The sequence below is a fragment of the Halopiger thermotolerans genome (assembly GCF_054654555.1).
The window spans coordinates 578,133-605,014 of the sequence record NZ_BAAIEU010000004.1 but is presented as its reverse complement, the minus strand read 5'-3'; the positions used below and the strand labels follow the sequence as shown (position 1 = coordinate 605,014).

The 26,882-nt window shown below is 67.9% G+C and carries 24 protein-coding genes and 1 pseudogene; 9 read left to right on the top strand and 16 right to left on the bottom strand.

Annotation, left to right across the window (positions count from 1 at the left end; translation table 11 throughout):
* Window positions 1-68: 68 nt before the first annotated feature.
* Window positions 69-1,208 carry a GNAT family N-acetyltransferase gene (locus ACYQ26_RS10635; protein WP_459808865.1) on the bottom strand — a complete coding sequence of 380 codons (1,140 nt, stop codon included), beginning with the start codon at window positions 1,206-1,208 and terminating at the stop codon, window positions 69-71.
* Window positions 1,209-1,445: 237 nt separating this feature from the next.
* On the opposite strand from ACYQ26_RS10635, the gene ACYQ26_RS10630 reads away from it, so the two are divergent.
* Both ACYQ26_RS10630 and ACYQ26_RS10625 read left to right on the top strand, forming a co-directional pair.
* Window positions 1,446-2,429 (top strand): ABC transporter ATP-binding protein, encoded by a 984-nt coding sequence (locus ACYQ26_RS10630; RefSeq protein ID WP_459808864.1) that lies wholly within the window; start codon window positions 1,446-1,448, stop codon window positions 2,427-2,429.
* Complete coding sequence (locus ACYQ26_RS10625; RefSeq protein WP_459808863.1) at window positions 2,426-3,199, top strand: ABC transporter permease; 774 nt, start codon at window positions 2,426-2,428, stop codon at window positions 3,197-3,199. The genes ACYQ26_RS10630 and ACYQ26_RS10625 overlap by 4 nt, the downstream gene beginning before the upstream one ends.
* Window positions 3,200-3,220: 21 nt before the next feature.
* Here the strand turns inward: ACYQ26_RS10625 and ACYQ26_RS10620 are convergent, their stop codons facing one another.
* The 4 genes from ACYQ26_RS10620 to leuS all read right to left on the bottom strand — a co-directional run bounded on the left by ACYQ26_RS10620 (window position 3,221) and on the right by leuS (window position 9,309).
* The gene (locus ACYQ26_RS10620) at window positions 3,221-5,335 is read right to left on the bottom strand and encodes a PAS domain S-box protein (protein WP_459808862.1); all 2,115 of its coding nucleotides are present in this window, start codon (window positions 5,333-5,335) and stop codon (window positions 3,221-3,223) included.
* Window positions 5,336-5,471: 136 nt separating this feature from the next.
* On the bottom strand, window positions 5,472-6,074 hold the full coding sequence (locus tag ACYQ26_RS10615) for a DUF420 domain-containing protein (RefSeq protein ID WP_459808861.1): 603 nt from the start codon (window positions 6,072-6,074) through the stop codon (window positions 5,472-5,474).
* 82 nt (window positions 6,075-6,156) lie between these two features.
* Window positions 6,157-6,453 carry a DdfA family disk-determining factor gene (ddfA, locus tag ACYQ26_RS10610; protein WP_459808860.1) on the bottom strand — a complete coding sequence of 99 codons (297 nt, stop codon included), beginning with the start codon at window positions 6,451-6,453 and terminating at the stop codon, window positions 6,157-6,159.
* 195 nt (window positions 6,454-6,648) lie between these two features.
* Complete coding sequence (gene leuS / locus ACYQ26_RS10605) at window positions 6,649-9,309, bottom strand: leucine--tRNA ligase (protein WP_459808859.1); 2,661 nt, start codon at window positions 9,307-9,309, stop codon at window positions 6,649-6,651.
* 159 nt (window positions 9,310-9,468) lie between these two features.
* Between leuS and ACYQ26_RS10600 the strand changes: the two genes are divergently transcribed.
* Window positions 9,469-9,900 carry a PPOX class F420-dependent oxidoreductase gene (locus ACYQ26_RS10600; RefSeq protein WP_459808858.1) on the top strand — a complete coding sequence of 144 codons (432 nt, stop codon included), beginning with the start codon at window positions 9,469-9,471 and terminating at the stop codon, window positions 9,898-9,900.
* A gap of 46 nt (window positions 9,901-9,946) precedes the next feature.
* Here ACYQ26_RS10600 and ACYQ26_RS10595 read toward each other — a convergent pair whose 3' ends face one another.
* From ACYQ26_RS10595 to ACYQ26_RS10580, 4 genes are all read right to left on the bottom strand, one after another.
* On the bottom strand, window positions 9,947-11,503 hold the full coding sequence (locus tag ACYQ26_RS10595) for an LVIVD repeat-containing protein (protein WP_459808857.1): 1,557 nt from the start codon (window positions 11,501-11,503) through the stop codon (window positions 9,947-9,949).
* A gap of 93 nt (window positions 11,504-11,596) precedes the next feature.
* Complete coding sequence (locus ACYQ26_RS10590; RefSeq protein ID WP_459808856.1) at window positions 11,597-12,574, bottom strand: ROK family protein; 978 nt, start codon at window positions 12,572-12,574, stop codon at window positions 11,597-11,599.
* A 164-nt stretch (window positions 12,575-12,738) separates the two neighbouring features.
* Complete coding sequence (locus tag ACYQ26_RS10585; RefSeq protein WP_459808855.1) at window positions 12,739-13,242, bottom strand: dCTP deaminase/dUTPase family protein; 504 nt, start codon at window positions 13,240-13,242, stop codon at window positions 12,739-12,741.
* Between the two features lie 81 nt (window positions 13,243-13,323).
* A complete protein-coding gene (locus ACYQ26_RS10580) occupies window positions 13,324-14,400 on the bottom strand; it encodes a DUF2891 domain-containing protein (protein WP_459808854.1) in 1,077 nt (358 codons plus the stop codon).
* 95 nt (window positions 14,401-14,495) lie between these two features.
* On the opposite strand from ACYQ26_RS10580, the gene ACYQ26_RS10575 reads away from it, so the two are divergent.
* The gene (locus tag ACYQ26_RS10575) at window positions 14,496-15,179 is read left to right on the top strand and encodes an O-methyltransferase (protein ID WP_459808853.1); all 684 of its coding nucleotides are present in this window, start codon (window positions 14,496-14,498) and stop codon (window positions 15,177-15,179) included.
* On the opposite strand, the gene ACYQ26_RS10570 is transcribed toward ACYQ26_RS10575, so the two are convergent.
* From ACYQ26_RS10570 to ACYQ26_RS10550, 5 genes and pseudogenes are all read right to left on the bottom strand, one after another.
* On the bottom strand, window positions 15,164-15,616 hold the full coding sequence (locus ACYQ26_RS10570; RefSeq protein WP_459808852.1) for a hypothetical protein: 453 nt from the start codon (window positions 15,614-15,616) through the stop codon (window positions 15,164-15,166). The genes ACYQ26_RS10575 and ACYQ26_RS10570 overlap by 16 nt on opposite strands.
* 106 nt (window positions 15,617-15,722) lie before the next feature.
* A pseudogene (locus ACYQ26_RS10565) lies at window positions 15,723-16,583 on the bottom strand (sensor histidine kinase); the annotation flags it as partial.
* A 191-nt stretch (window positions 16,584-16,774) separates the two neighbouring features.
* Entirely contained in the window at window positions 16,775-17,947 is a 1,173-nt protein-coding gene (locus ACYQ26_RS10560; RefSeq protein ID WP_459806279.1) for an ISH3 family transposase, read from the bottom strand.
* Between the two features lie 52 nt (window positions 17,948-17,999).
* Window positions 18,000-20,144 (bottom strand): PAS domain-containing protein, encoded by a 2,145-nt coding sequence (locus ACYQ26_RS10555; protein WP_459808851.1) that lies wholly within the window; start codon window positions 20,142-20,144, stop codon window positions 18,000-18,002.
* 112 nt (window positions 20,145-20,256) lie between these two features.
* Window positions 20,257-20,706, bottom strand: a complete 450-nt coding sequence (locus ACYQ26_RS10550; protein ID WP_459808850.1) for a DUF1467 domain-containing protein — start codon at window positions 20,704-20,706, stop codon at window positions 20,257-20,259.
* A 130-nt stretch (window positions 20,707-20,836) separates the two neighbouring features.
* Here ACYQ26_RS10550 and ACYQ26_RS10545 point away from each other — a divergent pair, with 130 nt between their 5' ends.
* Window positions 20,837-21,358, top strand: coding sequence for a hypothetical protein (locus ACYQ26_RS10545; RefSeq protein WP_459808849.1), 522 nt, complete (start codon window positions 20,837-20,839; stop codon window positions 21,356-21,358).
* 22 nt (window positions 21,359-21,380) lie between these two features.
* Here ACYQ26_RS10545 and ACYQ26_RS10540 read toward each other — a convergent pair whose 3' ends face one another.
* Complete coding sequence (locus tag ACYQ26_RS10540) at window positions 21,381-22,187, bottom strand: mechanosensitive ion channel family protein (RefSeq protein ID WP_459808848.1); 807 nt, start codon at window positions 22,185-22,187, stop codon at window positions 21,381-21,383.
* Window positions 22,188-23,200: 1,013 nt separating this feature from the next.
* Here ACYQ26_RS10540 and ACYQ26_RS10535 point away from each other — a divergent pair.
* From ACYQ26_RS10535 to ACYQ26_RS10520, 4 genes are all read left to right on the top strand, one after another.
* Complete coding sequence (locus ACYQ26_RS10535) at window positions 23,201-23,971, top strand: creatininase family protein (RefSeq protein WP_459808847.1); 771 nt, start codon at window positions 23,201-23,203, stop codon at window positions 23,969-23,971.
* Window positions 23,972-24,091: 120 nt separating this feature from the next.
* A complete protein-coding gene (nikR, locus tag ACYQ26_RS10530) occupies window positions 24,092-24,520 on the top strand; it encodes a nickel-responsive transcriptional regulator NikR (RefSeq protein ID WP_459808846.1) in 429 nt (142 codons plus the stop codon).
* A 97-nt stretch (window positions 24,521-24,617) separates the two neighbouring features.
* On the top strand, window positions 24,618-24,995 hold the full coding sequence (locus ACYQ26_RS10525) for a cupin domain-containing protein (RefSeq protein ID WP_459808845.1): 378 nt from the start codon (window positions 24,618-24,620) through the stop codon (window positions 24,993-24,995).
* A gap of 146 nt (window positions 24,996-25,141) precedes the next feature.
* Complete coding sequence (locus ACYQ26_RS10520) at window positions 25,142-25,588, top strand: hypothetical protein (RefSeq protein WP_459808844.1); 447 nt, start codon at window positions 25,142-25,144, stop codon at window positions 25,586-25,588.
* Window positions 25,589-25,606: 18 nt separating this feature from the next.
* On the opposite strand, the gene ACYQ26_RS10515 is transcribed toward ACYQ26_RS10520, so the two are convergent.
* Complete coding sequence (locus ACYQ26_RS10515; protein WP_459808843.1) at window positions 25,607-26,872, bottom strand: sensor histidine kinase; 1,266 nt, start codon at window positions 26,870-26,872, stop codon at window positions 25,607-25,609.
* Window positions 26,873-26,882 lie beyond the last annotated feature (10 nt).

Sequence of the window (26,882 nt, the reverse complement as noted above, 5' to 3'; positions counted from 1 at the left end):
CGGCTCGCTACCACGAACCGGCGGGTAACGGTTGACCCTGCGAGGGCAAGAGCGCCGAACGCTCAGTCTCAGTCCTTCACCTCGAGGAAGGAGAGACACCAGTTCGACGGGTCGGTGAGGGTGCGACGCGAGAACGGGAGCGATCCGTCGTCGGCCCTATCGAGCGGCCGTACGGCCATGTATGTCGGATCGCAAAAGCGCGAGACGACCGGCGTCTCATAGCTGACGAAGCCGAACCGGGAGAGCAACTGCGACGGGAGTGTGTTGGCGGTCACCGCCAGCACGTCGGCGTCCGCGTTGTCGGCGACGACCGCCGCGAGCAGGTCGGCGAACGCGTCGTGGGCCGAACCCAGCGGCACCGCGTCGAACAGCAGCACCTCGTCGCCGTCGGTTCGCGTGACGAGCGCGGCGACGGGGCGGCCGTCCCGCCTGGCGACGTACGCCGCGTGCTCGACCGACGGCGCCTCGAGGAGCCAGCGGCAGTACCGCGTCTCGCGGTGAGCGTGGAACGCGTGCGGGATGCGAGACTCGTACACCGACGCGAGGAGTTCGGCGGGTGGCGATTCGTATTGCTCGATCTCGTAGCCGCCGTCGGACGGCGAGAACCGATCGCACGCCCCCAGTGCGGCCTGTGCGGCGACGTCGGCCGCGTCCGCCAGCGGCCCGACCGACTGCTCCGCCGGCAGCAACTCACCGGGTCGCTGGACCCGGTAGTACATCGACACCACCGTCACTTCCGACCAGCCGAGTTTCTCCTGGGCGCCCAGCGACGCCTCGTTCGGGAAGTTGAAGAACAGCGCCGCCTCCCGGTCGCGGTACCGCTCGATTCCCAGTTCCGTAATCCGCGAGTAGAGCCCCTGTCGCCGGTGGTCCGGATGAACGACCGCGTCGACCGGTTTCAGTGCCAGGACGATCCGCCCGCCGCGCCGGAGCCGGCAGGGAACGTACCCCTGCACGGCGACGATCTCGCCGCCCCGCTCGGCGAGCGTGATCGGCACGTGCGAGAGGTAGGGGTCGTCGACGTACTTCCAGTCGAACCAGTCGGTACTGGGCCGATATCCCCACTGTGTCTCGAACAGCGAGAGCACGCCGTCCCGATCGCCCGGCTCGTACGGTCGCACCGTGTACTCGTCCGATTCGACGGATTGCTGCTGGAACGCCATTTCGATCGAACGGCGACGGATCGCCCCTTCGTTATGCGGATCCATTGGCAATCCGAGCGCGGTTCCCGGCCGTACCGACTCGCTATCTCGCCGGTGTACCGCGAGAATACGGGCTGTAGATACGACGTACCTCGAGACAGAGTCCCGATCGGAACAGTACCGGTCAGTAGAGAGTTCAGCGGCGCGACTCGAGCGGGCCGACCGACTTCGGAGCCACCCGAACCGCGCAATCCGGCTGCCGGAATCGAACCCCTTACCCGCGACGCGTCGAAACGCGCCGGTATGGAAGCCGTAGTCGAGGCGACGGAACTCGAGAAGACCTACGGCGAGACCGTCGCGCTGTCGGGGGCCTCCCTGACGATCGAGCGCGGCGAGGTCTTCGCGCTGATCGGCCCGAACGGGGCCGGGAAGACAACGCTCGTCCGCGCGCTGACGGGGACGACCGACCCCGATGCGGGCGAGGCGCGCATCCTCGGCGACGCGCCCCGCGCCGTCGACCGCGACCGACTCGGGGTGCTCCCGCAGGACTTCTCGCCGCCGGACCGGCTCACCGCCCGCGAACTGCTCGACTACTACGCGGGCCTCTACGACGACGCCCGCGACCCGGCGGCCGTGCTCGCGGACGTCGGGCTCGTCGACAGCGCCGACACCTGGTACGAGGACCTCTCGGGCGGCCAGCAACGGCGCGCCTGCGTCGGCGCGACGCTGGTCAACGACCCGGACCTCCTCTTTCTGGACGAGCCGACGACGGGGATCGACCCCGCCGGGCGACGGACCGTCTGGCGGCTGATCGAGGAGCTGGCGGCCGGCGGGACGACCGTCGTCCTCACCACCCACGACATGGCCGAAGCCGAGCGGCTGGCCGACCGCGTCGGCCTGCTCGCCGACGGGTCGCTCGTCGCGCAGGGCACCCCCGACGCGCTCGTCGCCGAGCACGGCGGCTCGAGCCGGCTGACGGTCGATACCGACGCCGACCCGGCGGCGTTCGACGACCTCGAGTACCCCGTCGAGCGGACGGCCGATCGTGGCCGGAATCGGAACGCCGGGGTCGTCGTCCGAGAGATCGAGCCCGAGGCGATCGGGACCGTCGTCGACTACCTCGAGGACCGCGAGATCGCCTACAGCGGGCTCTCGTGGACCGAGCCCGACCTCGAGACGGTCTACCTCGAACTGGCGGACGCGACGGAGCGCGAGCGGACGGGGCGACTCGACGGGGCCGACGATCCCGATATCGAAACCGCCGCGAACGCGGGTGAGACTGCGTGAGCCGGCTCGGACGCGTCGGCGCCGAGACGAACGCCGGCTGGCGCTCCTTTATCCGCCGGCGGACGGCGGTCTTCTTCACCTTCTTCTTCCCCGTCATCCTGATCGTCATCTTCGGCGCCTTGGTCCGGACGGACCCGACCGGCGAGGGGCTGTTCACGGAGCCGCCGGCCTACTACGTCCCCGGCTACCTCGCCGTCGTCGTGCTCTTTACGCCGCTCTCGCGGATGGGCAGCGAGGTCGCGCGCCACCGCGAGGGCAACCGCTTCGAGAAGCTGGCGACGACGCCGCTGACGCGGGCCGAGTGGCTGCTCGCACAGACCGTCGTGAACGCGGCCATCATCGGGCTGGCGAGCCTGCTGATCCTCGCGCTCGTCGTCCTGCTGACCGGCGCCGAGATCGCGTTCTCGCCGCTTTTGGTGCCGTACGTGCTCGTCGGCGTCGTCTGCTTCTGCGGCGTCGGCGCGATGCTCGGTAGCTACACCGACTCCCAGGACGGCGCGGTCACCGCGAGCAACGCCATCGGGCTCCCCCTGCTCTTTCTCTCGGAAACGTTCATCTCGCTCGAGCAACTGCCCGGCTGGTTCGAGCCGCTGGTGAACCTCTCGCCGCTGACGTACTTCGCCCGCGGCGTGCGCGCGGCCACGTTCCCCGCGGGCGACGCGGCCGCCGTCGCCGGCGTCGATGCGACGCTGGCGAACCTCGCGATTTTGGCGGTCCTCGCCGTCGTCGCGTTCGCGCTCGGCGCGCGGTCGATTCCGCGGACCGACTGACGACCCCCGCCGCCGTCGGCCTCACTCGTCCGCCGACGCCGGCGGCAGCGTAAACGAAAACGTCGCTCCCTCGCCCGGCTCAGAGTCGACCTGGATCTCGCCGCCGTGGCGTTCGACGATGCGCCGACACAGCGCCAGGCCGATCCCGTTCCCGTCCCGCTCACCGGTGCCGTAGAGCCGCTCGAAGACGCCGAAGATCCGCTCCTGATCGTCGGGATCGATCCCGACGCCGTCGTCGCTGACCGAGATTTCCCAGTCGCCGCTCGGCGCGCGCTCGCTCGAGACCTCGATCTGTGGCGGCTCGTCGCCGCTGTGCTCGATCGCGTTCGACAGCAGGTTCTGGAACACCTGGCGCAGCTGGTTGCCGTCGCCCTCGACGCGCGGCAGCGACTCGGCCTCGATCTCCGCGCCGCTTTCCTCGATACAGACGCTGAGATCCTGGCGCACGTCCTCGAGCACCTCGTCCAGCTCGACGGGTTCGAAGGGTTCTCCCTGCGTCTCGACGCGGGAGAACTCCAGCAGCCCGTCGATCATCTCGCGCATGCGCTCGGCGCCGTCGACCGCGAACTCGATGAACTCTTCGCCGTCCTCGTCGAGCTCGTCCGCGTAGCGGTCCTCGAGCAGTTGGAGGTAGCTCGTGACCATCCGCAGCGGTTCCTGCAGATCGTGGGAGGCCGCGGAGGCGAACTGCTCCAACCGCTCGTTCGACGCCTCGAGTTTCCGCTCGTACTCCCTGCGCTCGGTGACGTCGCGGAAGTACACCGAGAGCCCGGTCTCGGAGGGGTAGACGGTCACCTCGAACCAGGCGTCGATCGGCTCGTAGTAGTGCTCGTAGCTCGTCGGCTCCTGGGTCTCCATAGCGGTCTCGAAGCTCTCCCGGACGGCGTCGTCGTTTTCGGCTTCGGGGAACTGGTCCCAGAGCCGCTCGCCGAGCAACTCCGATTCGGACTGCCCGAGCAGCTCCTCGGCCCGCTCGTTGACGTGCGTGTACCGGAGGTCCGTATCAAAGGCGCAGATCGCGTCGTCGACCCGGCCGAGGATCTCCTCGAGCCGACTCTCGAGGTGTTTGCGCTCGGTGATGTCCCTGAAGGCGTAGACGGCCCCGTCGAACTCCCCGTCGGCGTCGAAGATTGGGCTGCAGTGCATCGAGATCCACACGCGCGTGCCGTCGGGCCGTTCGGCGCCCACGACGTCGTCGTAGACGGGCTCGCCGGTTTCGGCGACGGTCGAGAGCGGCAGGTCGTCGCTCTCGATCGGCTCGCCCTGCTCGTCGACGAGGTTCCACCGCTCGTCGTCGTGGGTGTAGTTCCGAAGCTCCTCGGCCGAGCGGCCGAGGATCTCCTCGGCGCGGTCGTTCGAGAACACGTTCCGGCCGTCGGCGTCGATCAGCGTGATGCCGACAGGGCTCGTCTCGAGGATCGTCCGCCGGAGCGACGCCTCCTCGCTCCGGCGCTGGTCCGCGCGCAGGCGTTCGACGGCCGAGGCGAGCGCGCTCGCCACGGTTCGCAGGAATGTGACGTCCGCGTCGTCGAACCGTCCGCGCGCCGTCGCGTGGACGCTCAGGACGCCCCACGGCTCGTCGGCCCGGCCGACGACGACGCTGACCGCGCTGCGCGCCCGCTCGAGCGGCGGATCCGGACCGCGGAACCGGTCGTCCGCACGGAAGTCGTCGACGACGATCGGCTCGCCGGTGCGGAGCGCGCGTCCTGCGTGGGACGCTCGATCGACGGGGAACGTCGTTTTCCCGTCGCCGGCGTCGGCGGGCGTCTCCGGTCGACCGGCGATCTCGCCGTCGCCCGCGGCGCGTTCGGCTCGCTCGCGGAGCCGGAACCGGTCCGCATCCGCCTCCGGGTCCGCGAACGACTCGAGGAGCGTGCAGGTGTACGACGGCGCGCTCTCCCCTCGTTCGGCCGCGACCGAATACGACGACGCGCGCGATCTCGATCCCGAATCTCCGCCGTCCGCGTTCGCGGCCCCGTCCGCCGCGACGGTCGCCGCGACCGTCACCGTGGCCCGTCGAAACAGGGACTCGAGGTCGTCGGCCTCGAGCGCGCGATCGCCGAACTCCGCGGCGGCCTCCTGTCGGCGGATGCGGCGCTCGAGCGCTTCGTTCGAGGTGCGGGACGACGAGTTCATTTCGAGCGCTGTAGTCGCCAGTGGACCGTAAAGGCTCCTATTGTGACGGGATAGCATCACATAGAGCGCAGTGCCGACAGAGCGCAACGGAGACGGTCGAAAATCGACGTTTCGGGGCGGACGGGTCGCCCGCGAGTCAGAGCAACGGAACGAGCGCCGCCGCGAACTCGTACTCGTAGACGTGGTTGAGCAGGACGTAGGTGACGACCCCGAGGACGAGGCTGAGGATCCACGATCCGGCGGCGATCCGGCCGACCCGGGCATGGGCGGTGTTTCGCAGCTCCGCCGGGCTGTGCGTGAGCCCGAGGATCAGCGCGTAGAGCACCACCGGCACGGAGACGACCGACAGCACGATGTGGACCGCGAGCATCGCGAGGTAGGCGTAGTAGACCGGGTCCGGTCCGACGAAGTGCTTCTCGCCGCCCCCGCCGACCTTGATGAGGTACGTGACCAGGAACAGCATGATCAGCGCGAACCCGCCGGTCATCGCCAGCCGGTGTTTCTCGACATCGCCGCGCCGGATCCAGTACCAGCCCAGCGCGAGCAGCACCGTCGTCGTCGAGTTGATCACCGCGATCGCGTGCGACAGGAGGTTGATCTGTGCGGTCGTCAGATCCGGGTAGAGCGGCACGTCGAGGACGAACGTGCCGATAACCACCGCGTATCCGACTACCGTCAGTAGAATCGTCGCGCCGATCGGCCGCTCTCGAAGCCGCCGTCTCGCGTCCGCGGTTGCCATTGTCGGCTGTTAGGAAGGCCGTCGTATCTGTCTTGCTGTTCCGGAACCGACCCGACGTCGGCGGCGGATCGACCCCGACCCGTCACTCGTCGTCGGCTTCCTCGACCGGCGCTACGGACACCGAGCCGTCGGCCGCGACGGTGACTTGGTAGCCGCAGTAGCGAAAGGAGACGGTCCCGTCGGATCGCGGCGCCCCGCTGGCCCGATCGGCGAACAGCGAATCGAGCGCTTCCGGATCGACCGCCGCGTGTAACGGCTCGTACTCGGGTGGCCGCAGTTCGGTCGGCGATACTCCTTCGGCGTCCGCAACCGCCTCGACGACCGCACGACTCGGCGTTTTGTGGACCGTCCCGTCGACGCTATCGCCGCCACCCTTCATGTATCGTCCCCATTCCGAGTCCGATGGAATAAAGCTGTCCTTCCCAGGTCGCCCCCTTGACACGTACGGGGAACCTACCTTCGATATCGAAGGTCCGAGAGAGACCGTTTCAACCAGCCGATTTCGAATTATGAGTTCTCCTCGGAACTCGTCGGCCGGCCGATCGTGCTAGAACGGAGACAAAAACGTCGGGCGTCAAGTGATGCGGATCGCCGGCTTCCCGGGACGTGCTTTCGTCGCCAGCTCGTCGTCGTCGGTCGCCCGTCGCACCGTCACGTCGGCGCCGAACTCGTCGGTCACGAGCCACGCGGCGCGCTCGAGCAGGGCGCGCTCGCGGTCGGCCTCGAGCGCCGGTTCGGTTCCCCGACCCGTCCGGTCGGCCCGCTCGGCGACGAAGCTCGCGACCGCGTCGCGGTCGACGTCGGCGTCGACGGCCTCGAGGACGGTCTCGACGTCGACGTCGCCGTCCTCCCGTTCGCGGAGGTGCTCGGCCGCGCGGTACTTCCACTCCTGGGCGACGACCAGTTCGATCCGCTCGGGTTCGTCGATCGCCGCGACGTCGACGATGTCCCGGACGTCCTCGAGGGTGCGCTCGACCAGCCGCCGCTCGCGGCGGTAGTCCTCGACTTCGCGCTCGGGTTCGGGCCAGTCGGCCTCGACGACCAGCCCCTCGCCGCGGAGCTTGTTCCAGCACTCCTCGCCGAGGTGGGGCGCCATCGGTGCGATCAGCGCGGCCAAGGTCAGCAGGCCGCGGCGGTAGGTCTCGTCGTGCGGCCGGTCGTACTCCCGGTAGCGCCGGAGCAGCCGGGCGAGCTCCCGGATCTCGGTCGCAGCGCGGTGGAACCGGAACCGCTCGTACTCCTCGGTGGTCGCCGCGATCGTGCGGTCGATCTCGTTGGCGACGTACTCGTCGTGGGCGCGGCGCTCGAGGCGGGTGTCACCTTCCTCGACGAACGCGGTCGCCATCGCGTAGAGGTCCTGCTGGAGGTCGTAGGCCCCGCGGACGTTGTTCGCGGTCCACTCGAAGTCCTGTTCAGGGTGGGCCGCCGAGAGGACGAACAGCCGCGTGGTTTCGGCGCCGTACTCCTGGGGTGCGACGGCGTTGCCCTTCGAGGCCGACATCTTCTCGCCGTCGTACAGCACCGTCCCCTGACTGACGAGTTCCTCGACGGGTTCCCGGCAGTCCAGCAGGCCCAGATCGGTCAGCGCCCGGGCGAAAAACCGAATGTACAGCAGGTGGAGCACGGCGTGCTCGTCGCCTCCGACGTAGACGTCGATCGGCATCCACTCCTCGGCCCGCTCTGTGTCGAAGGGCCCGTCGTCGTAGTCGGGCGAGAGGAACCGCAGGTAGTACCACGAGGAGTCGACGAAGGTGTCCATCGTGTCCGTCTCGCGGCGGGCGGGCCCGCCACACTTGGGACACTCCGTCTCGCGGAACGAGTCGTGCTCCTCGAGCGGGTTCCCCGTCGTCCGGACGAACTCCGGCAGTTCGACGGGCAGGTCCTCGTCGGGCACGAGCACTGGGCCGCAGTCGTCGCAGTGGACGACCGGAATCGGCGTCCCCCAGTAGCGCTGCCGGGAGATCAGCCAGTCGCGCAGGCGGTAGGTGACGTCTTCCTCGAGGACGTCGTGGTCGGCCACGAGTCGCTCGCGAGCCGTCTCGCTCTCGAGTCCCGTGTAATCGCCGCTGTCCTCGAGGATGCCCTCGCCCGTGTAGGGCTCGCTCTGGAGGTCGACCTCGCGCGCGGCGTCGGTCGGCGCGATCACGCCGTCGATCGGCAGGTCGTGCTCGCGGGCGAACGCGTGGTCGCGCTCGTTGTGCGCGGGGACGCCCATCACGGCGCCGGTGCCGACGTCCTCTAAGACGTAGCCGGCGACGTACACGGGCAGTTCCTCGCCGGTCAGCGGGTGAACGGCGGTCGCATCGGTTTCGACCCCCGAGAAGCCGACCTCGTCGGGATCCCGCTCGCGGACGCGCTCGACGTACTCGGCGACTGCCTCGTCCGCGTCGGCGAGGTCGCGGGCCAGTTCGTGGCCCGGCGAGACGGCGAGGTAGGTCGCGCCGTAGACGGTGTCGGGGCGGGTGCTGAACACGTCGACGGCGTCGGTCGTCTCTCCGCGCCGGACGTCGAACGTGATTCGAACCCCCTCCTGCCGGCCGATCCAGTTGCGCTGGATCTCGCGGACCCCGTCGGGCCAGCCCTCGAGGTCCTCGAGCCCCTCGTACAGTTCGTCGGCGTAGTCGGTGATCGTGAAGAACCACTGGTCGAGTTCGCGGCGACCGACGGGGGTCTCGCAGCGCCAGCAGACGCGTTCGCCGTCTTCGCCGTCCCCGCCGCGCTCGGCGACCTGTGCGTCCGCCAGCACCGTCTCGCAGTCCGGACACCAGTTCACGGAGGCCGCCTCGTACTCGACCAGCCCCTCCTCGTAGAACCGCTTGAAGAGCCACTGGTTCCACCGGTAGTACTCCGGTTCGCAGGTGGTGATCTCCCGCGACCAGTCGTAGCCGAAGCCCATCGTCTCGAGTTCCTCGCGCATCCGCCGGATGCAGGCCTCTGTCCAGGACCGGGGATCGCTGGCCCGCTCGTAGGCGGCGTTCTCTGCGGGGAGGCCGAACGCGTCCCACCCCATCGGGTGGAGGACGTCGTCGCCCTGCATTCGTCGGTAGCGGGCGTAGGCGTCCGTGATCGCGTAGTTGCGGACGTGGCCCATGTGGAGCGTCCCCGACGTGTAGGGGAACATCCCGAGGACGTAGGTCGGATCCGCGGCGTCCTCGTCGAGTTTGTAGACGTCGTCGCGCTCCCAGACGTACTGCCAGAACTCCTGCACCTGCGCGTGATCGTAGTGACTCGTCATTGGCGTGGGGTCCGTTCCGTTGTCTCCCACTGGGCGCGCCCGCTATATCATTGTTCGGCCGCTCGAGGGTGCGCCGGCCCCGGAGCCGGCGACCCTTGACGCGATCGACCACACCGAAAGACGAAAGACCGAACCCGATCCCGCGATTCCGCACCGACGATGGGAGCCTTCGAAACCCACAGCGGACGGATTCCCGAATCGTACCGCGACGTCCTCGAGAAGGAATCGTTCGGCCACGTCGCGACGATCGGATCGGACGGCCACCCCCACAGCAGCCCGGTCTGGGTCGACCACGACGAGGGGGAGGCCGTGCTCGTCAACACGCTGCGGGGCCGCACCAAGGAGCGCAACATTCGATCGGACTCGCGGGTCTCGATTTCGGTCGTCGATCCCGACGATCCCTACCGCTACGTCTCCGTTCGCGGCAACGCGACGCTGACCGAGGAGGGCGCCGACGAGCACATCGACGAACTGGCGCGCCAGTACCTCGACGTCGAGGAGTATCCCCACCACGACGAGGAGGACGAGCCGCGGGTCATCGTTCGGATCCCCGCCGAGCACGTCGTCACCCGCGGGCGGGAGTACGAGTAAGCGTCGGTCGCAGTCGGTCGGCCGTCCGACGCCGCGCTACCGCACTTCACCGCCGGTCGTCGCTTCGGCGACGCAGCCACTCGAGCGCGACCGCCCCCGCACCGCCGGCGAGCCCGAGGCCGGCGGTGAATCCGGGAATCGGGTCGTCGCCATCGCTCGCAGTACTGTTGTTCGCGCTGGAATTGCCGGTCTCGTCGGTCGGTGTTTCGTTGACGCCCGAATCGGTCGGGCCGGTCGGCCCGTCGGTCCCCGTTTCGTTCGTCTCGTTGCCGTCCGTCGGCGGTGCCACGTCGAACTCGAGGTCCTCGGGATCGGTCAGCGAGGGCGGATCGGCCTGCTGGCCGGCCTCGATCGGGAACGTGTAGAGCGCGCCCGTCGTCGGCGAGTTCGGGATCAGCGGGGTGCTCGTCGCGACGAACGTCTCCCCGGGCTCGATGACCTGCGCGGTCCAGAACCCGGCCTCGGCGGGGTCGCGCCACGACGCGAGCTCCTCGGGGTCGGCGGGGTCGCTCACGTCGTGAATCTTCACGCCGCCCTGGTACCACGCCGAGTAGAGCCGCCCGTTCCGGAGTTCGAAGTTGTGCGCGGTCGTCCAGAGCCCGCCGTTGTAGCGCTCGTTGACGGCCCGCGGCGCCTCGATCGACGCCCGATGGATCGGTTCGGCGGGATCGCTCACGTCGTAGAGGTCGATGCCGCCCGGCCGGTCGGGGTCGCCGCTTCCCGTCGCCCACGCCTCGCGGCCGACCGCCAGCAGGTCGCCGGTCTCGTCGACCGCGGCGTAGTGGTCGTTCCCCGGCAGGCCAACCTGCCCGTTGCTCCCGCTTTCGGCCTCGCGCTTGCGTTGTTCCGCGAGGCTCTCCTGTTGCACCCGCGAGAGGTATTCGGGCTCGGCGGGATCGCTCACGTCGATGAGGTAGGTGCCGGCGTCCCAGTGGGAGAGGTAGGCGATCCCGTCCTGCACGTAGACGTCGTGGAGGTACCGGGCGACCCAGTACACCTCCTCCCAGCCGGGTTCGCGCTCGAGCAGGGACCACCGGCCGACCTCCTCGACGCCGTCGGCGACGTCGTAGATGACGAGCGGATTCGCGTCGCGACCGTTTCCGCAGACGTAGCACAGGTCACCCTCGAGGTAGCAGTTGTGGATGTGTTCGCCGGTCTCGTAGGCCTCGAGCAGTTCGGGAGAGGCGGGGTCGCTCACGTCGTAGACGGCGAAGCCGTGGAAGAACGCGTCCGCGGACGGGTTCGCCGGGCCTGCGATGACCATGCGGTCGCCGTCGACTTTGATATCGAGGAGCTCGTTCGCTCTGGCCTCGTCGAAGGAGAGCCGCCGTTCTTCCGCGAGTACCGCCGGCTCGGCGGGGTCGCTCACGTCGACGGTGACGAAGCCGGTCGTCGCGGCGACGTAGGCCGTCTCGCCGTCGTCGCCGACGACCGCCTCGGCGGCGTTGTCGATCGGGAGCCGCGCGAGCGGCTCGTAGGCGTCTTGCAGGCGTGGGACTCGAGTTCGACCTCGAGTCGCGGCCGCGGGGGCGGATGCGGGGAAACTCGCCGCGATCGTTCCGAGTCCCGCGCCGGACGCTCGAAGGAGGGCGCGCCGTCGCATACTCGCCGTTGGATGCGGGGCGACAAATAACGTCGGTTACCGGTCGGCCGTCGAGCGGCCGTCACGGAGCCGTCGCGCACCGAACCGCCGCGATCAGCCCTGGAATCGCCGCCGATCGCCGGTTCCCTCGGTCATCGCGCTCGCGAGGGCGCCCTCGAGGACGACGTCGTCGCCGAGGTCGGTGACCCGGATCTCGGGGACGTTGCTCATCACCATCTCCGAGACGCGCTCGCGGATCGGCTCGACGACGAGCTCCTCGTTGTTGAGGGCGACGGCGCCGCCGAAGGAGACGACGATCGGGGCGAACGAGTGGACGACGTTGGCCACGCCCATCGCGTTCCAGTGGGCCAGTTGCTCGATCGCGTAGTCGGCCAGTTCGTCCTCGCCGGCCAGTTCGAACACGTCCTTCGCGGTGAAATCGGGGTCGTCGAGCGGCAGGTCGGTGGCGATCGTCGGATCGTCCTCCGCTAAGAGGCGGACGTAGTCCGGGATGCCGTTCCCGGAGCAGTACGCCTCCCAGTGGCCGTCGTGGCCGCAGCCGCAGGTGAGGCGGCCACGCGGGTCGACGATGCAGTGGCCGACCTCGCCGGCGTTGCCGTCCCAGCCGGCCAGGATGTCGCCGTCGCAGCAGACGCCGGCGCCGATCCCCGAGGAGATGGTGATGTAGACCATGTCGTCGGGGTTGCGATCGGCGTGGAACCGCTCGCCGATGACGCCCGCGGCGGTGTCGTTGTGGAGGTAGACCTCGTCGCTGTCGATCAGCTTCTCGATGGGGCCGGTCAGGGGGATGCGATCGATCGAGTCGGGCAGGTTGGCCGGATCGATCACCGCCCCCTCCGCGAGGTCGAAGGGGCCGATCGACCCGATCCCCGCCGAGACGATCTCGTCCGGGTCGATCCCGGCGTCGGTGCAGGCTTCCCGCAGCGTCCGGAGGACTCCCTCCGTCACGTCGATGCCCGTCGGGCCGCGCGGCGTGGCGTTCCGGCTGACGCCGATCGTCGTCCCGTCGCCCTCGGCGACGGCCGCCCGCACGTTCGTCGCCCCGAGGTCGACGCCCGCGTAGTAGACCATGCTGTGTACCTAGGGACAACTCACCGGCCTACTTAACTACATATATTGTACTCGCTCTCGAGTAATATTCGCGTGCGATACAGGTTCGGGACGCCGATTACGCGGCGCCGACGGCTATCTCGCCCGTCGAGCGGAGCCGGGGGATTGCGGCGGTCGCAGCACGCTCACTCGACGCGGTCCGCCGCGTCCGCGACGTTCGCGCCGGAGCCGCCGTCGCCGACGGGCGCGAGCGGCACCAGCGTCGAGATCCGCGCGTTCTCCTTCAACTCGAGGCCGCCGTCGGCGACCGACAGCGGGAGCAGCGGCAGGTGCGAGTCCACCCGCACCGACGGGTGGGAACCCCCGCGAGCGAGCAGCTCGTTGCGCGGCTGGAGCAACAGCGGGACTTCCGGATCCGTCAGGAACTCGTTGAGCTGGACCACGTACTGGCCGCCCTCGAGGCGCCACCAGCCGTACTCGTCGTCGGGTTCGCGGAGCTCGGTGTCGACGGGCTCGAGGTCGGCGTCCTCGAGTTCGTCGCCGCCGAAGTCGATCCGACCCGGCGCGGCGACCTCGTAGACGGCGCCGGCGGTCAGGTCGACGCCGTGCTCGTGGACCTGTACCGGCTCGTACACCAGGTTGTCGACGAACTCGGCGAGCGGGTTCTGGCTCGAGTTGTCGGCGGACATGTCGGTCGGACTGACGGTCGCGAGCGTCAAAAATCGTCCCCTCGAGCGGCGCCGGACGGCCCCGTTCCAGGGCCGTCCGAATCACCGCGGGTAGATCCCGTCCTCGCGTCTGGTGAGCAGATAGAGCACGAACGACGAGAGCCAGTGAGCCCCGGCGTAGTCGTCAGTGAACGCGTGCTCGAGGCCGCTCTCTGCGTGTCTTCGGGCGCCGCGTTCGAACGCCGCGGCGTACCGGTCGGTTCGCCCCTCGAGTGCCGACGCGAGGTCGGCCAGACACCATGCTCTCGAGAGATTCAATCCGACCAAGTGCAGTTCGACGCCGTCGGCCGACGACGGGTCCACGTCGACGGGCTCGAGGATCGAGTTGGGCGGCGCCGTCTCCGGGAAGAACGCCTCGAACCACTCGACGAACGCCTCCCGATCGAGGACGCGCCGAAGCAGGTTCGCTTCGGTCAGCGCCGGTGAGAGGAAGTCCCACCCCAGCGGCTCGTACTCGACGGGGTAGTCCTGGTCGTCCGCGTAGAACCGCCGCGCGGTCGCCGTCGCGCCGGCCTCGAGCGAGTCGTCGCCGACCGCTCGCGCGTAGTCGAGGACGCACTGCAGCGCGAACGCGGAGTTGTGGTGCGTCCCGACGCGGAATGGGCGATCCTGCGGGAGGAACTCGTCCTCGACGAGCGCGACGATTCGGTCCTCCAGCGGCCGCAAGATCTCTCGCCACCGGTCGGCGCGCTCGTCGGCCCACAGGTGTAACTCCACCGCGAGCCGGAGGAACCACCCCCACCCGTACGGCTTCTCGAAGGACGGATTTCGCTCGAAGTGGTCGACCTCTCCGGCCACGTTCTCGGCCGTAACCCGACGCTCGAGGACCGCTCGAATCCGATCGGCCGCGGGATGATCGTCGAACAGCCGTCGCTGGCGAACCAGACACCAGTGGCTGTGGACCGCCGAGTGCCAGTCGAAGCAGCCGTAAAACACCGGGTGTCGTTCCGCCGGTCGCGGAACGGCGTCCGGATCGTCGATCGAGCCGACGTGGTGAGGGTACTCCGTTTCGATGCACTCGAGCGGGTACCGGGAGAGCCGAGCGGCGATGTCGGTATCGGGTCGTTCGACGCGTCCGGCGACCGCCGCCTCGATATCGAACGATTCGAGAATATTCATGCCGTCGAGGTGTCGCCGTCGCCCCTTCTACCTTCCGCTGGTGTGGGAGGGAGTATCACCGGGTACTATTTGTGGAATCCGCCGAAGCATCTCGTATGGTCGACGTACTCAGCGACGAGATCGAACGCTTCGTTCGCGCCGCTGGACCGGACCCCGACGAGACGCTCGCCGAGATGGACGAGTACGCCCGGTCGCAGGGATTCCCCCACGTCGGGCCCGAAGTCGGCGCGTTCCTCCGGTTCGTCGCCCGCGCGAGCGACGCCGAGCGCATCTTCGAGTTCGGCTCCGGCTACGGCTACTCCGCCTACTGGTTCGCCGAGGCCCTGCCGGACGACGGCGAGATCGTCCTCACCGAGGTCGACGAGGACGAACTCGAGCTGGCCCGCGACTACCTCTCCCGGGGCGGCTACGACGACCGCGCGCGGTACGAACTCGGCGACGCCCTCGAGACGATCGAGCGCTACGACGGCCCCTTCGAGACCGTGCTGATCGACCACCAGAAACACCGCTATCGGGACGCGTTCGAGGCGGTCCGCGAGAAGGTCCCCGTCGGCGGCGTCGTCGTCGCGGACAACGCGATCACCGCGGGCCCGATCGTCTTCGACGATCTGCTGGCTGCGCTCGAGGATGAGGGCGACGAAGACGTCGACAAAGACGAACTGGACGAATCGACGCGGGGCATCGTCGACTACCTCGAGCGGGTCCGCTCGGATCCGGCGTTCGAGACGATCGTGCTGCCGTTAGGAGAGGGAATCGCGGTGAGCTACCGCGTCGAGTAATCGGAGGTGTCGCCCTCGAGGTAGTCGTCGGGGGCGTGGGTCTGCGAGGCGCCGTACTCCCGGAAGCCGAGGAACGCGGTCGCCGTGCTGGCGGTCAGGAAGGTCGCCCACGTGACGGCGGTCAGCGACTGGACGACGCTCCCGTTCGGCCCCGGGACGGCCGCACCGACCGTCTCGAGGCCGACCGCGTGCAGGGCCGCGATCGCAAGGAAGGCGACCCAGAGGGCGACCGACAGGTGCGCGAGCGTCCGTCGGCGTACCCGGTTCGCGTACTGTGCGAGGCCGTAGACGGCGACGACCGCGAGCGCGGTCGCCCCGACGGTCGCGCCCGTCGCGTCGACGGCCGCGGTCGCGAGGCCGGCGACGGCGAAACAGGCGAACGAGGCGGCGAGCAGGAGCCGATCCGAACGGGCGTACGCGTGGATCACGTCGGACACTGCCTTGCTGGCACGTATGGGCGATCGAATATATAGCTGTTGGTGGTGTCGGTCGCAGCCGGCGAATCTTTCCCGGCCGTCGCTCGGAACCGCCGAACCGGTCTATTTACTCGCTCTCGCCCCGTCCCGCTCCGGCCGCAGCGGGGAGCGTCACCGACACCGTCGTCCCCTCGCCGGGCGTCGAGTCGATCCGGATCTCGCCGTCGTGGCGCTCGACGATGCGCTTGCACAGCGTCAGGCCGATCCCCGTTCCGGCGCGCTCCTCGCGGCTGTGGAGCCGCTGGAACACCTCGAAGACCCGATCCGTCTGCTCCGGGTCGATGCCGATCCCGTCGTCCGCGACCGAGATCGTCCACATCCGTCCCTCTCGAGTCGCCGAAATCTCGATCGTCGGCGGTTCCTCGCCCGCGTACTGGATCGCGTTGTCGAGCAGGTTCTGGAACACCTGGCGCAACTGACCGGCGTCGCCGCGAACCCGGGGCAGCGACTCCGCGACGATTTCGGCGTCGCTCTCCTCGATCCGGAGCCGAAGATCCTGGCGCACGTCCGCGAGCACCTCGTTCAGGTCGACCGGCTCGAGCGGTTCGCCCTGCGTTTCGATCCGGGAGTACTCGAGCAAGCCGTCGATCATGTCGCGCATGCGCTCGGCGCCGTCGACGGCGTACGCGAGGAACTCCTCGCCGTCCTCGTCTAACTCGTCGGCGTACCGCCCCTCGAGCAGTTGCAGGTAACTCGAGACCATCCGCAGCGGTTCCTGCAGGTCGTGGGAGGCGGCGTAGGCGAACTGCTCTAAGCGCTCGTTGGACTCCTCGAGCCGGCGCTCGTACAGCTTGCGCTCGGTGACGTCCTGGGCGATCGCCATCCCGGAGAGGACGTCGCCGTCCGCGTCCGTGATCGGCGCCGCGTGAACGCGCCAGACCTGTCCCTCGTACTCGAGCTTCCGAACGAGCCCCTCACCCTCGAAACTCGGTACTTCCCGAACGTCGCTTCGTGAACTGTGCTGAGTCATGGACGAACGGAGTGAATGCCGGTGTGGTAACTGAGTGAACAGGAAGTAGAATCCACGCATGAGGAGAAGTGAAGTAAGAAGGCTGAGATACGCTGTTCTAGGCGAATGCTGTTGCTCACCCGGAGCTTGCCCAAGGCCGCGGGCTGACCTCAGCCCGCGGCCGGCGCGTATGCTTCTGGCACACCTGTTCCGTTCATCTCGATCTCCCAACTCCGCTCTAGCTCTTCCTCTAATGCATGTCTGATCCAGTCAGAGAACGTCTTGAACGTGAATTCCTCGGGCAGGTCGCGCCCGCCCCGCTGGGGGCGGGCGACGACCGCCCATCGAAGCACAAGCCAGAGGTTCTCCAACAGGAATCCAACCAGGACGAACGCGAAGCGGATGATTGGGTCTTGTGTCGTCGTTACCACTCGTGCTTGGCGAAATACACGGTAGCTCGTTTCGATCGCTGACCGTTTCCGATAGAGCCGTTCGACTTGTTTCGGCGTGCGATCGGCCAGATCGCACGCCACATAGCCTCGCACGACCTCGCCACTTTTCCCGCGATCTCCGGCGTGATATGACACAGCGACCGCGAGCGGGAATTCCAGTTCCCGCTCGCGGCCTTTGTACATCCGATAGGTTGTCATGTACGAGCAGTGCGTATCCAGCTTCTTCCTCATGCGCTTGCCCTTCTTTTGGACGGGAACGACAGTCGCAGCAACCTCCCGTGAGCGGCGCAGAATACGTTCGTTGTAGAAGCCGCGATCAGCCAACAGAAGCTCTATCTCGAAGGGATAGGCCTCGACGCGGTCGAGGACGCGCTCGACCGCGTCGGCCTCTTTCTCATCACTACGGACGTACGTCATCGCCAACGTCACTGGCTTTCCGTTCGAGACGAGATACGCCGTGCAGTACCGGTGGCACGTCGTTGTTCCGTCTTTCGCGTGCATGCGACAGAGTTCACCTTCTTCATCGGCGTACGTTCCGTGGTAGGGGTTATCGACGAAGTCAATGGAGACGATCCTCGACCGATCAGGGTCGAGGATCGTCATCGCTAACTCTCTGAGAAGGCGGTTAGCAACCCGCTCAAGCCACTCCCGGTTGAGCGTATGTAGCCAGTCCATGACAGTATCGTCACAGACAGCGTTGTCGTTGTCCTTGCACGTCTCCCAGATGGACGTCTGATTGACTGCTGCAAGAATGACAACAGCCCAGATATCGCCGGGATCGAGGGGCGAGCCCTCGATCCCTGGCAAGGGGAGCTGGCAGATGACGTCTTCCGCTAAATCTTTCACGTCCGAATCCGAAAGAACACCGTCTGGCTGAGGGATACTGAACACATTCACTCAACCAGACATCTTCCTCATGAGACCAACGCTTTAGCTCCAGCTCTCACACCAGTCGGGAAGTACCGAAACTCCGCTCGAACATCTCCTCGAGTTCCGCGCCGACCGGCGTCGGGAAGACGTCGGTCGGCCGGCGCCCCTCGAGGTCGGCGGCCGACTGCGAGATGTCGTCGAACGCCTTCCCGTCGGCTAGCGTGTACCGCAGGTCCTCGTCGTACAGCGTGACGACGCCGTTCGGGAAGTTCTCAGCCAGCGTCCGGTAGCGTTGCTCGCGCTCCTCGAGCTTGCGCCGGCGCTCCCGGCGTTCGGTGATATCGCGGAAATATACCGAAAGTCCCGTCTCGGAGGGGTAGATCTGGATCTCCATCCAGATGTCGAGCGATCCGGAGTAGCGCTCCCACGAGATCGATTCCTGGGTTTCCATCGCCTCGCGGTACCGGTCGATGAGGTCCGAACGGGTGCCGCCGGGGAAGACGTCCCAGACGACCTCGCCGACGAGTTCCTCCCGCGAGTAGCCGAGCAGTTCCTCGGCGCGCTCGTTGACGTGCGTGAACCGCCACTCCTCGTCGAGCGCGTAGAAGCCGTCGGACACGCGACCGAGGATCTCGCTCAACTCGGTCTCGAGGTCCTGTTTGCGCCGCTGCAGTCGGCGCTCGGTTTCGATGCGGTCGAACGCCGCCTCGAGGCTCGACGCGGCGATCTCGGCGAGCGACAGGTCGCCCTCGTCGAAGGCGTCCCGCCGCCGCGAGCCAGCGACGATGACGCCGTAGTCGCCGACCGGGAGCACGAGTTCGCTCCGGATCGGCGTCTCGCGGTTGTAGACGTCGGAATCCGACGTGACGTCGGCGAACAGTTCGGGCTCCCCGGACTCGAACACGCGCCAGGCGACGCCCTCCCCGCGCTCGAACGTCGGCGGCTCCTCGAACAGGGTCGCCGCCGGTTCGGACTGTCGCAGCGGGCGAAGCGCGTCCCGCTCGGAATCGTAGGCGAAGATCCCGTTGATCTCGAGGCCGAGCGTCTCCCGCAGGGTACGGCAGGCCCGCTCGGCGGCTTCCTCGTTGGAGTCCGCGTCGAGCCAGTCGCGGACGGCCGCGTTCAGTCGCCGCAACTGGTCGACCCGGCGGTGCCGATCGGTCACGTCGTAGTAGAGTTCGATCCGGCCGCCGGCGTACGGACCGGACTCGATCGGTCGGCTGCGGTGCTCGAGCCAGCGTTCCACGCGGTTCTGGCCGGCGGTCACGCGACACTCGAACCGTTCGCGATCGGTGCTGTCGTCGTAGGTCGCGAGGACGGCGTCCCGAAACCCCGCCGGATCTGCCGTCCGGTGCTGGATCGACTCCTCGACCACGCGGCGTTTGTCCCGACCGAGGATCGCCGCCCGCTCGAGGCCGAAGTAGCGCTCGATCGTCTCGTTGGCCCACGCGACTCGACGGTCGTCGTCAAGGACGAAGATACCGACGTCGGCCTCGTCCAGTACGGGTGCGAGCGAGCCCGGTTCGTCCTGGTCGGACGTCGTCGGTTCGTGCTCCTGTGTGCTGCCGTATCGGTATTCGACGCTGTCAGTGCCGTCGGGTTTGTCGTCGGTGCGTTCGTCCGAATCGTCCCGTTGGCGGACGATTCCGATGACCGCGCGTCGGGGATTCCTGTTCTCGGTCCCGCTTCCAGTTTCGTTTCCGTTTCTGGTCTGGCTCCCGTTCGCACCTCCGTCGTACCGCTCGTTCTCGGAACCAGAATCCGCTTCCGCCTCGTCGATCCAGAACACGTTGAGTCGAACCTCGCAGGGGACGGTCGCGCCGTCGACGGTCCGGAGATCGAGCTCGAGCGTCGTGACTGCCCCATCGTCCGCGTCAGTTCCGGTGTCGGTACTCGTGCCGCTGTTCCGATTCCGCTCAGCGGCGACGTTCCGACCCGCTGTCGCGTGCTCGTCGACCTGCGCCCGCACGCGCCGCTCGAAGCGCGGGACGTCGTCCGTCTCGAGGAGCGCGGAGACCGGTTCGTCGAGGACTGCCTCTCGATCGTGACCGGTCAACTCGAGGAGCGCGTCGTCGATCGCGACCAGCCGGTTCGCGGCGTTCAACTGGAAGACGCCGCCCTCGACGGCGTCGACGAGCGCCCGGTAGTACTGACTGCCCCGTCGCTCGTCCCCGGCCGCCCAGAACGCCGTTTCGGTCGACGGTGCCCGGTCGTTCATTATTTATCGGAGGCCAGTCGGACGCATAAGTCCAGCGGCGAGGACGGGCCGTCGGTGACCGGTTCGGCCGGGGCAGCCGTTCGTCTCGATTTGCACCCGAGCGCGTCCGGCGCTACTCGTTGCCGTCGGAGAGAATCCGCTCCTCGGGCGACGGGCGGCCGGGGTGGACGCCGTACCGCGCGAACCCGTACAGGACCGTAAGCGCGATCGCACAGCAGACCAGCGCGCCGACGAGCGACTCGAGCGCGAGGCCGACGATCGGCCCGGCGAAGGCGTCGCCGACGGCCGCCGCCGCGTCGCTCTCGGGGGCCGTCGCCAGCGCGTACGGGAGGAAGGCGACGAACGCGACCGTCCACCAGCGTTTCGCCGCGACGCGGAGTCGGTCGACGCCATAGTTGCGCGCGGCGTCGGTAACGCCCGCGACGCCGAGGGCCAGCAACAGCAGGGCCGGGAGCAGCCGGTACGGCGCAGTCAATCCGGTATTAACGCCGACGCCGACGGCGGCGACGCCGACGGAAGCGACGAGCGACAGCGGGGCGGGAACGGCGGGCGATCGAGTCATAGCTGTCCCGCGGTAGCGCGCCGTTGACCAAAACACTCGCGAATCGATCGCGCTCGAGAGCCAGATCGCGGCCCGCCGGTCGACCGACGACGACAACAAAGAACGTATTACCGCCGCCGACCAGACGAAGGTGAGAACGAATGAGGCCCAGGCTCAGGCCCGAGAACGCGCAGCCGAATCGGTCGCCGACGAAGATCCGTCCAGTAACGACCCGTCGACGGCACGCGCCGGGGGGACCGTCGTGCGATTATTAAAGCGACTCTGGAAGCGGCGCGTGCGCGGCCACCCCGACGGCTACCGGGCGTACGTCTCGCTGCCGACCTCGGACGACGCCTCGTTCGGCGAGGTTCACGACTGCATCGAACGGCTGGAGTACGCCTTCGAAGGTCGCGTGGACGTCTACGCGCGGGTTCAGGGCGTCGCGGCGGTCAGCGATCCCGTCCCCGACGCGCAGTTCGACCGCGACGCGTTCGAGGAGGCGCTCGAGCGCCTCGAGTCGTGTTACGCGGAGACGCACTCAGTGACGCGTCTCGAAAAATGGCGGTCGATCGACGGCGAACTCGTCAAATCGTACGTCGTCGTCCCGGTCAAACCTCTGTTTCCGCAAGAGAGGTCGGCGGACGCGCCGACGGTCCGAGCGACCGCGGAGTGACCGGGGGAGGTCGTCGCTTCGCTCAGTCGTCGTCGCTCGGTCCGGGACCGGCCCCGGTTTCGCGATCGGTGCGGGAGGACTGACTGCCCGAGCGGTCTCGACCGCCCGACTGACCGCCCGTGTTCTCGTCCGGCGTGACGGACTTCGTCCGTCCCATCCAGCCGTCGATGTTCTCGGCGACGTAGTCCTTGCCGCCCCAGCCGAACGCGACGCCGGCACCAATGGCGACCGCCGCGGCGAGTCCCCACGCGAGCGCTCGCGCGAAGACGTAGAGGACGCCGACATCGATCCCCATCGTGTCGAGCCCGATGACGATCGCGGTGAAGTAGAGGAACATCCGAGCGCCGGTGGCGAACCAGCTCGCGTAGGCGCTCTCGGTCGCGGCCCGCGTTCGCTCGATGACGTCACCGATGAAGTCGGCGACGACGAAGCCGATAACGATGACGAGCAGTCCGGCGATGAACGCCGGGAAGTACGAGACGGCCGTCGAAACCCACTGCGATAGCAGCTCGATCGCGAGCGCGTTTGCGGCCGCGAGGATCGCGAGCCCGTAGACGAACCACTTCGCGAGCTTTCCGAACGCGCTGGAGACCGCTTGCTCCGTGCCGCCCATGATGCGACCGAGCGGCGTCTCGAGGACCATGCGGTCGAGTTCGATCCCGTTGGCGATCTTGCGGACGGCGCGACCGGCGAGTCGGCCGACGATCCAGCCGATAAGGAGGATCACTAGCGCGCCGACCAGACGCGGCAGGAACGTGACGAGTTCCGCGATCGGTTCCTGCAGCCAGTCGGGGACCTGTACCTGTTGGGCGGGTTGTGGCTGTACCATGCAACTCCCCCTCGTCGCCCAGGGCGTTTCGTAATTGAGTGCCTATCTAAATGTCGTGAAATCAATAGATAGCGGGCGTCGAGCGGGCGTCGATTGAAGTGTCCGTTACCCCGACTTGCGCCTCGAGCGAACCGTGAAGTGTCGATGCCGTTCTCGAGACGGCGGTCGAGAAGACTCGGCGGCGGCGGCGCGATGAGGTCTCTCCCGTCGGGCGATAACCGCGTCTTGGTCTCCGTTTCAGAAATCATCGGCGAGCCGCAGCGACGCCACGTCCGGATTGTGAGACGCGGCGCGGACCGGAGGTACCGAGTTTCATTCATGACTCCGCCGACGGAGCGGTCGCTCGGCACCGCATCGAGGCCGAGCGACCGCCGGGTCGACGCGGCGAGGCTCCCTCTCGAGTCGCTATACAGAGATCGATACGTACAGCCGTTGAATCGGCGCCCTGTTCGCCTTTCGCCGTTCCGTGGCCGCGTCCGGCGACCGCCCGTCGAGCGACGAGCGCAGCGGGGACGCGCGCAAACGGCTCGCGGTCGCGGTGCGAACCGCGAGAGCCGTCGACTGCAGCCGACGAGAGTAATCCCGGATTAGCGTTCCCGCCCGGGATCGGCGGTCGACGACCGCGAGCTATCCGTTGCCGTCCGGACGCGGCTCCACGTGGAGGTCCAGCAGCGGGTCCTCGAGGGACTGCGCGTCGAGCCGCTCGAGCAGCGCCGCGAGCCGGTCGATCGCGGCCTTCGAGAATCGCTCGGCGTCGTAATCGAGGTCGACGCGCCGGCGCGGGCGTCCTCGAGGCGGTCCTCGCGGACGAGTTCTGCGGCGATGCGCACGCCCGTCGCGGTCTCCGTGGGGTCGCCGCGGGGCCGTAGGACGGAGTCTCGAGAAGTTAGCCGACCTCGCCGACGGCTCGGGCCGAGTACGGTCGCGACTGAACCCGCTCCAGACCGCCGTCGAATCGAGAGCGAAATCTACCGGTCAACGTATTGGCCGTCCGGTCGTGAGTGCCTAGTACGATGTACCTCGGAGACGTCGCATGGCCGGACCTCGAAGACTATTTTGAGACCGAATCGTTGGCCCTGATTCCAGTCGGCTCGACAGAACAGCACGGTCCACACCTGCCCGAGGCGACGGACCATCTCATCGCCGAAGCCTTCGCTCGAGAAGCCGCCGACAGGACGGGCTATCTCTGTACGCCCACCATCAATATCGGCGTCAGCGGTCACCACCGGCAATTCCACGGCACGATGTGGGTCGAGCCGCCGGCGTTCCGGAACTACGTGGAATCGCTCACCCGGAACCTGACCGAGCACGGGATCGACCGCGTCATCTACGTGAACGCGCACGGCGGAAACGTCCCGCACCTTCGCGAGGTCGGCGGCCGGCTCCGCCGAGACGAGGTCGCGTACGGAATCGAGTGGATGTGGGACGAGAGCATTCCGGAGCTCGTCGACGACCTGTTCGAGCAGAACGGTCCGCACGGCGGGCCGAAGGAGACGGCCATGATCCAGTACCTCGACTCGGAGCTGGTCCACGAGGATCGTCTGGAGGACGCCCGAGACGGCGGTGTGCCGAGCGTCGACGCCGCCGAGACGGTCAAACACGGCTCGCGAACGTTCTACGATGCCGCCGATAACACGGACAACGGCGTCCTCGGCGACCAGACGGACGCGACCGCCGAAAAGGGCGAACAACTCTTCGAGGCGGCCGCGGACCAACTCGTCCACCTCGCGGAGTGGCTCGCCGCGCAGGACTTCGAGGACCTGCTGCCGGAAGACCACGTGTAGGCGCGACGGAGCCGCAACCGGCGGAAACCCGCGGGAGCCCCACGCCGCACGAGATCGCTCTGCCGGACCGCGTCGGCACCGATGGCAAATATTAATATTCGACCGCCGCCGAGTTATTATATGGCAGTCGTAAGCGTCTCGATGCCCGACGAACTCCTCGAGCGGCTCGACCAGTTCGCCGACGAGCACGGCTACACCGGCCGCAGCGAGGTCGTCCGCGAGGCCTCCCGAAACTTGCTCGGCGAGTTCGAGGACACGCGACTCGAGGATCGAGACCTGATGGGGATCGTCACCGTCCTCTTCGACTACGAGACGACCAGCGTCGAGGAGCGGATGATGCACCTGCGCCACGAGCACGAGGATCTCGTCGCCTCGAACTTCCACAGCCACGTCGGCGACCACCACTGCATGGAACTGTTCGTCCTCGAGGGCCGACTCGAGGACATCTCGACGTTCGTCGGGAAGATCCGCGCGACCCAGGACGCGCTGACGATCGACTACTCGGTGACGCCGGTCGACGGCTTCGATCCGATCGCCCGGGACGGGTGACGGCGACGGTCGCTACCGACCGCGCTGTCGGCAGTCGGCGGCCGCCAGAATGGAGTCGAACGCCTAGTTTTACTGCGTGCCGCGCGAATACCGCGGTATGTCCTACCGGAAAGTCAACTACGAAGACGTCGAGCAGGTCTCGAGCGCGATGCATTTCCTCAGCGATCCGCTCGAGACCGAACAGGTCGGCGTGACCGTCGCGCGCTGCGATCCGGGGTGGAACAGCAAGCCCCACGACCACACCGACAACGACCACGAGGAGGTCTACGTCCTCATCGAGGGGGAGGCGACGGTCGTCGTCGACGACGAGGAGGTCTCGATGGAGACCGGCGACGCGCTCTGGATCCCGCCGGACTCGACGCGACAGATCCGCAACGGCGACGACGAGAGCGCCTTCGTGCTCGTGAGCGCGCCCAGCATCGGCGAGGAAGACGGCGACGACGGCGAGTGGCTGCTCTCGGGCTTCGCGGGGTGAGGCCCGCGCTCGAGTCGCCCGAACCGCTCGATCGCCGACAGCGCCGGCCCCGGTCGCCGACGCCGGCGACCGGCGGGACGATTTAGTAACTCGCCGCCGTCGTCGAAATCGGGTGAGTCTCGATTTACTCGAAACACCACGCAGTCGTGTCGCTCGTCGTCGCCGGCGTCCTCGCGTACGCGCTCCCGCCGATCGCGGTCGCCGGCGTCCCGGTCCCCGACGCCCTCGTCGTCGCCTACGGCGTCGGACTCGGCGTCTTCGTCGACCTCGACCACTTTCTCATCGCGCGGTTCAAGACGGGGTCGTGGGACGCGGTCCGGTTCTGCCTCGCGAATCCGGGCGCGGCCGCCGCCGATCAGGATCAGATCTTCGGCCGCGGCGACGTCGGCGTCCTCTCGCGACTCCTGAGCCACCTGCTGATCGTCGGCGTTCTCGTCCCGCTTCTAACGCTTGCCAGCATTCCGCTCGCAATTCTGACCGGGGCGGTGCTGTACGTGCACATCGTCTGCGACGTGATCTGGGACATCTGGCGGCTGGATCACCACGCCGACGCGGCCGCGAGCGAGGAGGAACTGCTGCGCGCGCTGCGGTGACGCGGGCGCCCGCTCCCTTTAGTCGGTCCGCCGCTCGTCCCGCCCGGATCGTGCGGTCGATTCGTCCGACCGCGAACCGACGGTGACCGCGGACGCGTCGGGCGCTGCGGCGCGCGTCGGGAGCGTGAACCGAAACGTCGATCCCTCGCCGGGTTCCGAGTCAACCCGGATCTCGCCGCCGTGGCGCTCGACGATCCGCTCGCACAGCGCCAGCCCGATTCCCGATCCCTCGCGTTCGCCGGCGGAGTGGACGCGCTGAAAGACGCCGAACACTCGGTCGGCATCGTCGGGATGGATGCCGATTCCCTCGTCGCGAACCGAAATCGTCCACGTCGCTCCCTCCCGGTCCGCCGACACGTGCACCCGCGGCGGCGCGTCGCCGCCGTACTCGAGCGCGTTGGCGAGGAGGTTCTGGAACACCCGCCGCAACTGTCGCGGGTCTCCTTCGACCGTGGGCAACGACCCCCGCGTGATCGTCGCGTCCGTCTCCTCGATCCGGAACTGGAGGTCCGTACACACGTCCTCGAACACCGCGTCGAGGTCGACGGCCTCGAACGAATCGCCCTGCGTATCCACCCGCGAGTACTCGAGCAGACCGTCGATCATCGCGTCCATGCGGTCGGCGCCGTCGACGGCGAACTCGATAAACTCCGTACAGTCCTCGTCGAGGTCGTCGCCGTACCGGTCCTCGATAAGCTGGAGGTAGCTCGTCACCATCCGCAGGGGCTCCTGCAGGTCGTGGGAGGCGGCGTAGGCGAACTGCTCGAGTTGTTCGTTCGACGCCTCCAGCTGTGCGACGGCCTCCTCGAGGCGCCGCTCGGTCCGCTTCAGTTTCTCGTTTCGGGCCGCGAGGGCATCGGCGCGGATGAGCGCCTGCGCTTCGTGGACGCCGATCCCCAGTCCCGCGATCGAGCCGATCGCCAACAGCACCGCCTGCGTGCCGAACGTGAACTGCACGGTGACGCCGGGGTGGAGGACCCGGAGTCCGAGCACGATCCCCATCACGACGATGCCGCCGGCGACCCAGCAGAGGATGCGCGGATAGAACTCGGGTCGGATCGACGTGTTCGGCAGCCAGATCCCGATGTACAGCATGACGGCGCCCAGCGAGCCGACTAACAGTAGGTCGAGCACGGCTTCCAGCAGGTGTCCGCTGCCGGCCAGCGTCACCGCCGCTTTGGCGAGCGCGCTGAGGAGAATCACCACGCCCAGCGCGGGAATCGCGCGGGACCAGTAGCTCCGCGACGGAAAGTCCGCGTCGAACTCGAGAGAACGCCCACTCATATGCTCTCCC

Bases quoted from the DNA above. Each gene is read 5' to 3' on its own strand.
- ACYQ26_RS10635 (WP_459808865.1), bottom strand. From the start codon at position 1,208: ATGGATCCGCATAACGAAGGGGCGATCCGTCGCCGTTCGATCGAAATG.
- ACYQ26_RS10630 (WP_459808864.1), top strand. From the start codon at position 1,446: ATGGAAGCCGTAGTCGAGGCGACGGAACTCGAGAAGACCTACGGCGAG.
- ACYQ26_RS10620 (WP_459808862.1), bottom strand. From the start codon at position 5,335: ATGAACTCGTCGTCCCGCACCTCGAACGAAGCGCTCGAGCGCCGCATC.
- ACYQ26_RS10615 (WP_459808861.1), bottom strand. From the start codon at position 6,074: ATGGCAACCGCGGACGCGAGACGGCGGCTTCGAGAGCGGCCGATCGGC.
- ddfA (WP_459808860.1), bottom strand. From the start codon at position 6,453: ATGAAGGGTGGCGGCGATAGCGTCGACGGGACGGTCCACAAAACGCCG.
- leuS (WP_459808859.1), bottom strand. From the start codon at position 9,309: ATGACGAGTCACTACGATCACGCGCAGGTGCAGGAGTTCTGGCAGTAC.
- ACYQ26_RS10600 (WP_459808858.1), top strand. From the start codon at position 9,469: ATGGGAGCCTTCGAAACCCACAGCGGACGGATTCCCGAATCGTACCGC.
- ACYQ26_RS10595 (WP_459808857.1), bottom strand. From the start codon at position 11,503: ATGCGACGGCGCGCCCTCCTTCGAGCGTCCGGCGCGGGACTCGGAACG.
- ACYQ26_RS10590 (WP_459808856.1), bottom strand. From the start codon at position 12,574: ATGGTCTACTACGCGGGCGTCGACCTCGGGGCGACGAACGTGCGGGCG.
- ACYQ26_RS10585 (WP_459808855.1), bottom strand. From the start codon at position 13,242: ATGTCCGCCGACAACTCGAGCCAGAACCCGCTCGCCGAGTTCGTCGAC.
- ACYQ26_RS10580 (WP_459808854.1), bottom strand. From the start codon at position 14,400: ATGAATATTCTCGAATCGTTCGATATCGAGGCGGCGGTCGCCGGACGC.
- ACYQ26_RS10575 (WP_459808853.1), top strand. From the start codon at position 14,496: ATGGTCGACGTACTCAGCGACGAGATCGAACGCTTCGTTCGCGCCGCT.
- ACYQ26_RS10555 (WP_459808851.1), bottom strand. From the start codon at position 20,144: ATGAACGACCGGGCACCGTCGACCGAAACGGCGTTCTGGGCGGCCGGG.
- ACYQ26_RS10550 (WP_459808850.1), bottom strand. From the start codon at position 20,706: ATGACTCGATCGCCCGCCGTTCCCGCCCCGCTGTCGCTCGTCGCTTCC.
- ACYQ26_RS10540 (WP_459808848.1), bottom strand. From the start codon at position 22,187: ATGGTACAGCCACAACCCGCCCAACAGGTACAGGTCCCCGACTGGCTG.
- ACYQ26_RS10535 (WP_459808847.1), top strand. From the start codon at position 23,201: ATGTACCTCGGAGACGTCGCATGGCCGGACCTCGAAGACTATTTTGAG.
- nikR (WP_459808846.1), top strand. From the start codon at position 24,092: ATGGCAGTCGTAAGCGTCTCGATGCCCGACGAACTCCTCGAGCGGCTC.
- ACYQ26_RS10525 (WP_459808845.1), top strand. From the start codon at position 24,618: ATGTCCTACCGGAAAGTCAACTACGAAGACGTCGAGCAGGTCTCGAGC.
- ACYQ26_RS10515 (WP_459808843.1), bottom strand. From the start codon at position 26,872: ATGAGTGGGCGTTCTCTCGAGTTCGACGCGGACTTTCCGTCGCGGAGC.